At 32.5% G+C, this 11110-nt stretch carries 15 protein-coding genes; 13 read left to right on the top strand and 2 right to left on the bottom strand.

Features of this window, described 5'->3' with window-relative positions:
• Window positions 1–183 precede the first annotated feature (183 nt).
• Window positions 184–267 (top strand): hypothetical protein, encoded by an 84-nt coding sequence (locus tag IDG45_RS13950; protein ID WP_072357910.1) that lies wholly within the window; start codon window positions 184–186, stop codon window positions 265–267.
• Between the two features lie 61 nt (window positions 268–328).
• Here IDG45_RS13950 and IDG45_RS12165 read toward each other — a convergent pair whose 3' ends face one another.
• Window positions 329–643, bottom strand: coding sequence for a hypothetical protein (locus IDG45_RS12165; protein WP_000274035.1), 315 nt, complete (start codon window positions 641–643; stop codon window positions 329–331).
• Window positions 644–1007: 364 nt separating this feature from the next.
• On the opposite strand from IDG45_RS12165, the gene IDG45_RS12160 reads away from it, so the two are divergent.
• From IDG45_RS12160 to IDG45_RS12130, 7 genes are all read left to right on the top strand, one after another.
• Entirely contained in the window at window positions 1008–2048 is a 1041-nt protein-coding gene (locus tag IDG45_RS12160; protein WP_000582333.1) for a hemolysin family protein, read from the top strand.
• 13 nt (window positions 2049–2061) lie between these two features.
• Window positions 2062–3129, top strand: coding sequence for an NAD(P)H-dependent flavin oxidoreductase (locus IDG45_RS12155; protein WP_000267240.1), 1068 nt, complete (start codon window positions 2062–2064; stop codon window positions 3127–3129).
• 214 nt (window positions 3130–3343) lie between these two features.
• Complete coding sequence (locus tag IDG45_RS12150) at window positions 3344–4192, top strand: DUF72 domain-containing protein (protein WP_000608126.1); 849 nt, start codon at window positions 3344–3346, stop codon at window positions 4190–4192.
• Window positions 4193–4204: 12 nt separating this feature from the next.
• Window positions 4205–5032, top strand: a complete 828-nt coding sequence (locus IDG45_RS12145; protein WP_000927625.1) for a sulfite exporter TauE/SafE family protein — start codon at window positions 4205–4207, stop codon at window positions 5030–5032.
• Between the two features lie 26 nt (window positions 5033–5058).
• Entirely contained in the window at window positions 5059–6378 is a 1320-nt protein-coding gene (locus IDG45_RS12140) for a bifunctional metallophosphatase/5'-nucleotidase (protein WP_001241241.1), read from the top strand.
• Window positions 6379–6461: 83 nt separating this feature from the next.
• Window positions 6462–7379 carry a lipoyl synthase gene (gene lipA, locus IDG45_RS12135; protein WP_000201875.1) on the top strand — a complete coding sequence of 306 codons (918 nt, stop codon included), beginning with the start codon at window positions 6462–6464 and terminating at the stop codon, window positions 7377–7379.
• A 129-nt stretch (window positions 7380–7508) separates the two neighbouring features.
• Window positions 7509–7892: a YutD family protein gene (locus IDG45_RS12130; RefSeq protein WP_000598444.1), complete on the top strand. Its 384-nt coding sequence runs from the start codon at window positions 7509–7511 to the stop codon at window positions 7890–7892.
• A 78-nt stretch (window positions 7893–7970) separates the two neighbouring features.
• Here the strand turns inward: IDG45_RS12130 and IDG45_RS12125 are convergent, their stop codons facing one another.
• The gene (locus IDG45_RS12125) at window positions 7971–8237 is read right to left on the bottom strand and encodes a DUF3055 domain-containing protein (protein WP_000566647.1); all 267 of its coding nucleotides are present in this window, start codon (window positions 8235–8237) and stop codon (window positions 7971–7973) included.
• Window positions 8238–8334: 97 nt separating this feature from the next.
• Between IDG45_RS12125 and IDG45_RS12120 the strand changes: the two genes are divergently transcribed.
• The 5 genes from IDG45_RS12120 (at window position 8335) to dltX (ending at window position 11102) form a co-directional block, all read left to right on the top strand.
• Window positions 8335–8769: a DUF86 domain-containing protein gene (locus tag IDG45_RS12120; protein WP_031927842.1), complete on the top strand. Its 435-nt coding sequence runs from the start codon at window positions 8335–8337 to the stop codon at window positions 8767–8769.
• Window positions 8769–9548 (top strand): 5' nucleotidase NucF, encoded by a 780-nt coding sequence (gene nucF, locus IDG45_RS12115; RefSeq protein ID WP_111063910.1) that lies wholly within the window; start codon window positions 8769–8771, stop codon window positions 9546–9548. Before IDG45_RS12120 ends, nucF begins: the two co-directional genes overlap by 1 nt.
• 32 nt (window positions 9549–9580) lie before the next feature.
• Window positions 9581–10540 carry a 2-hydroxyacid dehydrogenase gene (locus IDG45_RS12110; protein ID WP_000239126.1) on the top strand — a complete coding sequence of 320 codons (960 nt, stop codon included), beginning with the start codon at window positions 9581–9583 and terminating at the stop codon, window positions 10538–10540.
• A gap of 251 nt (window positions 10541–10791) precedes the next feature.
• On the top strand, window positions 10792–10902 hold the full coding sequence (locus IDG45_RS12105) for a hypothetical protein (RefSeq protein WP_001790652.1): 111 nt from the start codon (window positions 10792–10794) through the stop codon (window positions 10900–10902).
• A gap of 47 nt (window positions 10903–10949) precedes the next feature.
• Complete coding sequence (dltX, locus tag IDG45_RS12100; protein ID WP_000837752.1) at window positions 10950–11102, top strand: teichoic acid D-Ala incorporation-associated protein DltX; 153 nt, start codon at window positions 10950–10952, stop codon at window positions 11100–11102.
• Window positions 11103–11110: the final 8 nt, after the last annotated feature.

Below are 11110 nucleotides of genomic sequence, written 5' to 3'. Positions count from 1 at the left end.
GCCTTTTTCATATTCTTGAAACATATATAGCAGTACATCTATGTCTACTTTAGGTTTTATTGACATAAATAAAGCTCCCTTCAAAGTTTTCATTTTTTCAATGTCTACTTTGAAGGGAGCATTTCATAAGCTTTGAACTTATTTATATCAGTCCGATTTTTTGATTGGTGTAAAAAATAATCATTGATGGTGGATAAAGCGACAACACAAATACAACATGATTGTGGCATTAGAGTGCTGGTCTTTATTAAATTAATTGAAAACTAAATCAAATATTCTTTAAAGATAATTCGATATTAGTTCGATTAAGATTCTTTGTATAAGTGAGTTAAAATAAGAAAACTATTAATAATATTAAGTTCACTACAGATGTTGCTAATGGACCATAAGTTTTAAAGACATCTTTACTTTTATAACCAACAATCGCATCTAAAAATTGAACTAAAATCATTGCAATGGATATAGTAATCAAAAATATAGCACTATGAATGACTAAAGAAAAAATAGCTAATAAAAATAAAGATAAGCTTCGACTAAGTGCATAATATGCATTTATATTATGGCTAGATGCACATGCTTGAATTGAATAACCTAAACTTACACTGGCGCTAATGATTGTAAATATTGCTAAAACAAAATACATGTTAATCCTTCTTTCTATATTTGAATATAAACAAGTACTTGTCTAAAGATATTTAAAAGATAATTAGAATAAATTTATGAGAAACTTGTTGTTATCATTATAACGGTTTCAAATCATTACAACTATGTCATAAACTGAATTTGTTGAAATTTTTCATTATGTAAATTTATTCGTAACAATCAGGGCGAACTATAGCATCATTTTACTAATGAATGCATTAAAGTAACTATGACTAAAAATGCATATTAATTATCATTATTAAGACTATTATATATAATGAATTTTAACTGGTTTATTAAACGAGAACGTCGGGAATTAAGTAACTACAATAAAAATAAGATATGACAATAAGGAGACTACACGCGTGATCATTGCCATAATTATATTGATATTTATTTCGTTTTTCTTTTCAGGAAGCGAGACGGCATTAACGGCTGCCAATAAAACAAAATTTAAAACTGAAGCTGACAAAGGTGATAAAAAAGCAAAAGGCATTGTAAAGTTACTTGAAAAACCAAGTGAGTTTATTACAACGATTCTAATTGGGAATAATGTCGCGAATATTTTATTACCAACACTTGTTACAATTATGGCTTTACGTTGGGGGATTAGTGTTGGTATTGCATCAGCTGTTTTAACAGTTGTTATCATTTTGATTTCCGAAGTGATTCCCAAGTCTGTCGCTGCAACATTTCCAGATAAAATAACAAGGCTTGTATATCCAATTATTAATATTTGTGTAATTGTGTTCCGTCCTATCACATTACTTTTAAATAAGTTGACGGACAGTATTAATCGAAGTTTATCTAAGGGTCAACCTCAAGAACATCAATTTTCAAAAGAAGAATTTAAAACAATGTTAGCAATTGCTGGACATGAAGGTGCTTTAAATGAAATTGAGACGAGTAGGTTGGAAGGTGTCATTAATTTTGAAAATTTAAAAGTAAAAGATGTAGATACAACACCTAGAATTAATGTGACGGCATTTGCTTCAAATGCGACATACGAAGAAGTTTATGAAACGGTTATGAATAAGCCATACACTAGATATCCAGTGTACGAGGGAGATATTGATAACATTATTGGGGTGTTTCATTCTAAATATCTGTTGGCTTGGAGTAATAAAAAAGAAAATCAAATTACAAACTATTCAGCTAAGCCATTATTTGTGAATGAACACAATAAAGCTGAATGGGTATTACGTAAGATGACTATTTCTAGAAAACATTTAGCAATTGTGTTGGACGAATTTGGTGGTACTGAAGCGATAGTGTCACATGAAGACTTAATTGAAGAATTATTAGGTATGGAAATTGAAGATGAGATGGATAAAAAGGAAAAAGAAAAACTTTCTCAACAGCAAATTCAATTTCGACAACGGAAAAATCGCAACGTATCTATATAAGGAGCGAACAGCTATGTGGAATAAGAATCGACTTACTCAAATGTTAAGTATTGAATATCCAATTATACAAGCAGGTATGGCAGGAAGTACGACACCGAAATTAGTTGCATCAGTAAGTAACAGTGGTGGATTAGGCACAATAGGCGCAGGTTACTTTAATACGCAGCAATTAGAAGACGAAATAGATTATGTACGTCAATTAACGTCAAATTCTTTTGGTGTAAATGTCTTTGTACCAAGTCAACAATCATATACCAGTAGTCAAATTGAAAATATGAATGCATGGTTAAAACCTTATCGACGCGCATTACATTTAGAAGAGCCGGTTGTAAAAATTACCGAAGAACAACAATTTAAGTGTCATATTGATACGATAATTAAAAAGCAAGTACCTGTATGTTGTTTTACTTTTGGAATTCCAAATGAATCTATTATAAAAAGATTGAAAGAAGCAAACATTAAGCTAATAGGTACAGCAACAAGTGTTGATGAAGCTATTGCGAATGAAAAAGCGGGTATGGATGCTATCGTTGCTCAAGGTAGTGAAGCAGGTGGACATCGTGGTTCATTTTTAAAACCTAAAAATCAATTACCTATGGCTGGAACAATATCTTTAGTGCCACAAATTGTAGATGTCGTTTCAATTCCGGTCATTGCCGCTGGTGGAATTATGGACGGTAGAAGAGTTTTGGCAAGTATTGTCTTAGGTGCAGAAGGGGTACAAATGGGCACCGCATTTTTAACATCACGAGATAGTAATGCATCAGAACTACTGCGTGACGCAATTATAAATAGTAAAGAAACAGATACAGTCGTTACAAAAGCGTTTAGTGGAAAGCTTGCACGCGGTATCAACAATAGGTTTATCGAAGAAATGTCCCAATACGAAGGCGACATCCCAGATTATCCAATACAAAATGAGCTAACAAATAGCATAAGAAAAGCCGCAGCAAACATCGGCGACAAAGAGTTAACACATATGTGGAGTGGACAAAGCCCGCGACTAGCAACAACGCATCCCGCCAACACCATCATGTCCAATATAATCAATCAAATTAATCAAATCATGCAATATAAATAATCGACCGCAATCCACAAAAGCACAAGCACCCCCCAAACATTATTTTAGTGCTTGCCATTTTTGTGGATTGCGTTTCTATTTTACCGATATAGTCAAACGAAAACATCAAACTAAAGTTCGCTGAAATGATTATGGTCAAACGAAATTATCGAGCTAAAGTTCGCTGAAATGATTATGATAAAAGTTATATGGTATGATGACATTGGTGATATATATGATAAACATCGGATTAACAGGTTGGGGTGATCACTATTCATTATATGAAGATTTAGAACGCCAAACCGATAAACTTAAAACATATGCTGGACATTTTCCGGTTGTCGAATTAGATGCGACATACTATGCGATACAACCGGAAAGAAATATATTGAAGTGGATAAAAGAAACGCCTGATACATTTGAATTTGTGGTTAAAATTCATCAAGCACTCACATTGCATGCAGACTACAAAACATTTGCAGATTCAAGGCAAGAACTATTTGATCAATTTAAGAATATGATAGAGCCCTTACATACACAGAAAAAATTAGCAATGGTATTGGTTCAATTTCCTCCATGGTTTGACTGCAATGCACAAAATATCAAATATATTTTGTATGTAAGACAACAATTACAAGCATTTTCAATGTGTGTAGAATTTAGGCATCAATCATGGTTTAGTGATGCATTTAAAGAACAAACATTGGCATTTTTAACAGAACATCAAATCATTCATGCAGTAGTTGATGAACCACAAGTGAAAGATGGCAGTGTACCTTTAGTCAATCGAATCACAAATGAAATTGCGTTTGTACGTTATCATGGACGTAATCATTACGGTTGGACTAAGAAAGATATGTCAGATCAAGAATGGCGAGATGTACGCTATTTATATGATTATAATGAGCAAGAATTAATAGACTTGGCACAAAAGGCACAAATATTAGCTCAAAAAGCTAAGAAAGTTTACGTCATATTTAACAATAATTCTGGTGGTCATGCAGCAAATAATGCCAAAACATATCAGCGATTATTGAATATAGAATATGAAGGGTTAGCACCACAACAATTAAAATTATTTTAAGAGGCGACGACTATGTTATTAACAATTACATTATTAGTTTTAATCGGAGGTTTGTCAGCGATTATAGGGTCAATCGTAGGCATTGGAGGCGGTATTATTATCGTTCCAACAATGGTTTACCTCGGTGTTGAACATGGATTACTACATAATATTACAACACAAATAGCGATTGGGACATCGTCTGTCATTCTAATTGTGACAGGACTTTCTTCATCGCTTGGATATCTAAAAACAAAACAAGTTGATATTAAAAATGGCTCTATCTTTTTATTTGGATTATTACCAGGTTCATTGCTTGGGTCATTCATTAGTAGATATTTAACATTTGAGTCATTTAATTTATATTTTGGAATCTTTTTAATCTTTGTAGCTATTTTATTAATGGTAAGAAATAAGATTAAACCGTTTAAAATATTTGATAAACCAAAGTATGAAAAAACTTATGTAGACGCTAAAGGTAAAACATATCATTATAGTGTGCCACCATTGTTTGCTTTTATTACAACGTTTTTAATTGGTATATTGACAGGTTTATTTGGTATTGGAGGTGGCGCACTAATGACGCCACTAATGCTTATTGTATTTAGATTTCCACCTCATGTAGCTGTTGGAACAAGTATGATGATGATTTTCTTTTCAAGTGTCATGAGTTCTATAGGGCACATTGCTCAAGGGCACGTAGCTTGGGGTTATGCAATCATTTTAATTATTTCTAGTTATTTTGGTGCGAAAATCGGTGTCAAAGTGAACCAATCAATTAAATCAGATACGGTAGTAACATTACTTAGAACGGTAATGCTATTGATGGGTATTTATTTAATTATTCGTGCACTGATTTAATACAACTTTAAAAGGAGGACGTCAAATTGAGGCTTACAATTTATCATACGAACGATATTCATAGTCATTTACATGAATACGAACGCATTAAAGCATATATGGCAGAACAACGGCCACGACTTAATCATCCTTCTTTATATGTTGATCTAGGTGATCATGTAGATTTATCCGCACCTATAACTGAAGCAACTTTAGGTAAAAAGAATGTGGCATTACTAAATGAAGCAAAATGTAATGTTGCAACAATCGGTAATAATGAAGGGATGACCATTTCACACGAAGCTTTAAATCACCTTTACGACGAAGCAAAATTTATAGTGACATGTAGCAATGTTATAGATGAATCAGGTCATTTACCAAATAATATCGTTTCTTCTTATATTAAGGATATAGACGGTGTGAAAATACTATTCGTTGCAGCGACAGCACCTTTTACCCCATTTTATCGTGCACTAGATTGGATTGTTACCGATCCACTTGAATCTATAAAAGAAGAAATTGAACATCAACGAGGTAAATTTGATGTATTAATCGTGCTAAGTCATTGTGGCATTTTCTTCGATGAAACATTATGCCAAGAATTGCCTGAAATTGATGTCATTTTTGGTAGTCATACGCATCATTATTTTGAACATGGTGAAATCAATAATGGTGTACTGATGGCGGCAGCTGGAAAGTATGGTAATTATCTTGGAGAGGTTAATTTAACTTTTGAGGCACATAAAGTAGTACATAAAACTGCAAAGATTATTCCTTTAGAAACATTACCTGAAGTTAAAACTTCATTTGAAGAAGAAGGAAAAACGCTAATGTCCAATCCAGTAATTCAACATCCAGTAGTGCTTAAGCGTAGTATGAACCACATAACTGAAGCTGCATACTTATTAGCTCAAAGTGTTTGTGAGTATACACATGCACAATGTGCCATCATCAATGCTGGCTTACTCGTTAAAGATATTGTAAAAGATGAAGTGACAGAATATGACATTCATCAAATGTTACCGCATCCGATTAATATGGTAAGGGTTAGACTTTCTGGTGTGAAATTAAAAGAGATTATAGCTAAAAGTAATAAACAAGAGTATATGTATGAACATGCACAAGGTTTGGGTTTCAGGGGGAATATATTTGGAGGATATATTCTTTATAATTTAGGGTACATTCATTCTACAGGGCGTTACTATCTGAATGGAGAAGAAATCGAAGACGACAAAGAATATGTACTAGGTACGATAGATATGTATACGTTCGGTCGTTATTTCCCAACATTGAAAGAATTACCAAAAGAGTATTTAATGCCAGAGTTTTTAAGAGATATATTTAAAGAAAAATTATTGGAATATTAAAAAGTAAGATTATTGGATTTTCATTTGTCATGAATTTCGATATAATGTTTAAAGATACACTTAACAGGAGGGTATGTGTTGTTATGGCGACAAAAAACGAGGAAATATTACGTAAACCGGATTGGTTGAAAATAAAATTAAATACCAACGAAAACTATACAGGACTTAAGAAGATGATGAGGGAAAAAAATCTTAATACTGTATGTGAAGAAGCTAAATGTCCTAATATACATGAATGTTGGGGTGCACGTCGTACAGCGACATTTATGATTTTAGGTGCCGTATGTACAAGAGCTTGTCGTTTTTGTGCGGTTAAGACAGGTTTACCTAATGAACTTGATTTAAATGAGCCTGAACGTGTAGCTGAATCAGTTGAATTAATGAACTTGAAACACGTTGTTATCACTGCTGTTGCGCGTGATGATTTAAGAGATGCTGGTTCAAATGTTTATGCTGAGACAGTACGTAAAGTCAGAGAAAGAAATCCATTTACAACGATTGAAATTTTACCATCAGATATGGGCGGGGACTATGATGCGTTAGAAACATTAATGGCTTCAAGACCTGACATTTTAAACCATAATATTGAAACTGTTCGTCGATTAACACCGAGAGTTCGTGCGCGTGCGACTTACGACAGAACATTAGAGTTTTTACGTCGTTCAAAAGAATTACAACCGGATATCCCAACTAAATCAAGTATTATGGTTGGATTAGGTGAAACTATAGAAGAAATTTATGAAACGATGGATGATTTACGTGCGAATGATGTAGATATTTTAACGATTGGTCAATATTTACAACCTTCACGTAAACATTTAAAGGTTCAAAAATATTACACGCCTTTAGAGTTTGGTAAATTAAGAAAAGTGGCAATGGATAAAGGGTTTAAACATTGCCAAGCTGGACCTTTAGTACGTAGTTCTTATCATGCCGATGAGCAAGTAAATGAAGCTGCTAAAGAAAAGCAACGCCAAGGTGAGGCACAGTTAAATAGTTAATATTTAACCATTAATAAGGCATAAAGGCTTAGTTTGTACAAAACGAACGTGTCATAGAAGTAATCATTATTTTTATGAAACACTAAAAGTATAAACTGAGCCTTTCATTGTCATAGATAGGTGAAGAATTTGATAAAAGTAGATCAACATTACTTTGAATTAATAGAAAATTATCGCGAATGTTTTAATGAAGAACAATTTATTGCTAGGTATTCAGATATTTTAGATAAATATGATTACATAGTTGGTGACTATGGTTACGATCAATTACGATTAAAAGGTTTTTACAAAGATTCTAATAAAAAAGCAGAGATGAGTAAACGTTTTTCAAATATTCAAGATTACATATTTGAATATTGTAACTTTGGTTGTCCTTACTTTGTATTAAGACATTTGTCTAAACAAGAGGTTAAAAAGTTAATCGAAGAAGTTCATCCGTCTGATGTGATAGATGACGACAATAAACTTCAAGATGTGAAGATTAAGCCAACCATTCAAGATACTGAACATTAATAAAACCCTTAGCTAGATTGAAAATGGGAATCATGCAATTCAAGCACGGACCTGTAATCTAGTTAGGGGTTTTTATCTTTAATGAATGACTTCATTTAAATACTCAGTAATTTCATCGCCTTCTTCAGCATTTACACCTAAAATATGAGCGATATAGCCTTCTTCTTTTAAATCATCAGTACCGATAATACCGAATTTATTTGTTTGCATATTAAGTACGAGTGTCTTACCATAATGTCTATTTGTATTGACTAACATTAAATCATATCGACCATGCTCGCCAACAAAACCAACAAACTGAACTTGACTCTCTTCGTTGTCATCATATAAATACATATCAATCATTTTGTAGCGACTCCTTTTAAAAGTAGTAAAGTTAGTATAACGACAAATGAAGTATACTGCAAAATTATGATAATATATAAGCGAGAGGTGACAAGGAATGTATTTTGTAGACAAAGATAAACTAACTCAGAAATTAGCCTATTTACAAGCATTAACTGATGATTACCATGAGAGTAAGCACAATCGTTATGCATTTGAACGCATTGCTCAAATGTTGATAGAATCATCGGTAGATATAGGGAATATGATTATCGATGCATTTATTTTAAGGGATCCTGGTAATTATAAAGATGTGATTGATATATTAGAACTAGAAAATGTTATTACTAAAGAAACACAGCAGGCGATTAATAAAACTGTCGATATTCGTAAACAATTTACATATGATTACACAGCCTTAGATATTAAGGTTATCATGCCAATGTTTGATGACGCATTACCTTATTACAAACAATTTATTACAGAAGTAACGACATTTTTACATCAAGAAAATGTACCAGTAACAGCTTTTGGTAAAGGAGAAAATCAATAATGAAACAGTATAAAGCGTATTTAATCGATTTAGATGGCACAATGTATATGGGAACAGATGAGATTGATGGAGCAAAACAATTCATCGATTATTTAAATGTAAAAGGTATTCCTCATTTATACGTAACTAATAATTCAACGAAAACACCTGAGCAAGTAACTGAAAAATTACGTGAAATGCACATTGATGCTAAACCAGAAGAGGTTGTAACGTCAGCGTTAGCCACTGCTGATTATATTTCAGAACAATCACCAGGAGCATCAGTATATATGTTAGGTGGTAGTGGTTTAAATACTGCGTTAACCGAAGCGGGACTTGTCATTAAAAATGACGAGCATGTTGATTATGTAGTTATTGGACTTGACGAACAAGTTACATATGAAAAGCTTGCGATTGCAACGTTAGGTGTAAGAAATGGAGCAACATTTATTTCTACAAATCCAGATGTGTCAATTCCAAAAGAGCGAGGATTTTTACCAGGGAATGGTGCTATTACAAGTGTTGTAAGTGTATCGACAGGTGTATCGCCACAATTTATTGGTAAACCAGAATCGATTATTATGGTTAAAGCATTAGAAATTTTAGGATTAGATAAATCTGAAGTTGCTATGGTAGGCGATTTGTACGATACCGATATTATGTCTGGTATTAACGTAGGTATGGATACGATTCATGTACAAACAGGTGTATCTACGTTAGAAGATGTGCAAAATAAAAATGTGCCACCAACGTATTCTTTTAAAGATTTAAATGAAGCAATAGCTGAATTAGAAAAATAGATATAGTCATTTTATAAAGTAGGTGAATTGATTTGGTAAAAATAGTTGTTTCGAGGAAAATTCCAGATAAATTTTATCAACAATTAAGTAAACTTGGTGACGTTGTTATGTGGCAAAAATCATTAGTGCCTATGCCTAAAGATCAATTTGTGACAGCACTTCGTGACGCAGATGCTTGTTTTATCACATTAAGTGAACAGATCGATGCAGAAATTTTAGCACAATCACCAAATTTAAAAGTAATTGCGAATATGGCTGTAGGATATGACAACATCGATGTTGAAAGTGCAACAGCGAACAACGTGGTTGTCACGAATACACCAAATGTACTTACTGAAACAACTGCAGAATTAGGATTTACATTAATGCTTGCTATAGCACGCCGTATTGTAGAAGCTGAAAAATATGTTGAAGCAGATGCATGGCAAAGCTGGGGTCCTTATTTATTGTCAGGTAAAGATGTCTTCAATTCAACTATTGGAATATATGGTATGGGAGATATTGGTAAAGCTTTTGCAAGAAGGTTGCAAGGGTTTAATACTAAAATTCTTTATCATAATCGATCAAGACATAAAGATGCAGAGGCGGACCTTAATGCAACATATGTTTCTTTTGAAACGTTGTTAGCAGAAAGTGATTTTATCATCTGTACAGCGCCACTTACAAAAGAAACACATCATAAATTTAATGCTGAAGCATTTGAGCAAATGAAAAATGATGCAATTTTTATTAATATCGGTAGAGGGCAAATTGTAGATGAAACAGCATTAATCGATGCACTAGACAATAAAGAAATATTAGCATGTGGTTTAGATGTATTAGCAAATGAACCAATTGATCATACACATCCATTAATGGGACGTGATAATGTTCTGATTACACCACACATTGGTAGCGCATCAGTAACAACACGGGACAATATGATTCAATTATGTATTAATAATATAGAAGCGGTTATGACAAATCAGGTACCACATACTCCAGTAAATTGAAATAAGTATGGTTTTTAATCATTGGTAAACAAGCAAAGCAATTGTTAAATATGTTATGCTTGACATGCGAATGTATATATTTGCGCTGATGATAATTCAATAACATTATAAACTCGTCATATTAATGTGATGAGTTTATTTGATTTTGACGTATATAACAAAATTGTTATATAGACTGTAATTGTTTATTGTTTAAATAACCTTTAAAATGAATGATGTTCTCAACAAAGTGTATCATTTACAATAATTGAGTGATGACAACCAATTACTATGTTGAATCTATAAAATTAAAATTGAATTTCATTATGAATATCGATATAATGAATTGTAAAAAACAAATTTTAAAACGTATTTTATATTGAACGGTCTTTATAAAGGCGTTTTTACTAAGAACTTTAAGAGGTGCAATATGAAATCTAAAAGTAAACAGCCACCTAATAAATATGTTGAAGCATTCAAACCATATTTATTAACACTATTGTATTTGGCAATATTTATTACTTTATATTTAATTTATGGCAGTGGCGACACACACAATAACTTCATTTATAATGAGTTCTAATGAGGGAG

The sequence above is a fragment of the Staphylococcus sp. EG-SA-10 genome, from assembly GCF_017151945.1.
In the GTDB taxonomy this organism is placed as follows: domain Bacteria; phylum Bacillota; class Bacilli; order Staphylococcales; family Staphylococcaceae; genus Staphylococcus; species Staphylococcus aureus.
This window is presented reverse-complemented; position numbering and strand designations above follow the sequence as displayed.

Bases quoted from the DNA above. Each gene is read 5' to 3' on its own strand.
- IDG45_RS12165 (WP_000274035.1), bottom strand. From the start codon at position 643: ATGTATTTTGTTTTAGCAATATTTACAATCATTAGCGCCAGTGTAAGT.
- IDG45_RS12155 (WP_000267240.1), top strand. From the start codon at position 2,062: ATGTGGAATAAGAATCGACTTACTCAAATGTTAAGTATTGAATATCCA.
- IDG45_RS12150 (WP_000608126.1), top strand. From the start codon at position 3,344: ATGATAAACATCGGATTAACAGGTTGGGGTGATCACTATTCATTATAT.
- IDG45_RS12145 (WP_000927625.1), top strand. From the start codon at position 4,205: ATGTTATTAACAATTACATTATTAGTTTTAATCGGAGGTTTGTCAGCG.
- lipA (WP_000201875.1), top strand. From the start codon at position 6,462: ATGGCGACAAAAAACGAGGAAATATTACGTAAACCGGATTGGTTGAAA.
- IDG45_RS12125 (WP_000566647.1), bottom strand. From the start codon at position 8,237: ATGATTGATATGTATTTATATGATGACAACGAAGAGAGTCAAGTTCAG.
- IDG45_RS12120 (WP_031927842.1), top strand. From the start codon at position 8,335: ATGTATTTTGTAGACAAAGATAAACTAACTCAGAAATTAGCCTATTTA.
- nucF (WP_111063910.1), top strand. From the start codon at position 8,769: ATGAAACAGTATAAAGCGTATTTAATCGATTTAGATGGCACAATGTAT.
- dltX (WP_000837752.1), top strand. From the start codon at position 10,950: ATGAAATCTAAAAGTAAACAGCCACCTAATAAATATGTTGAAGCATTC.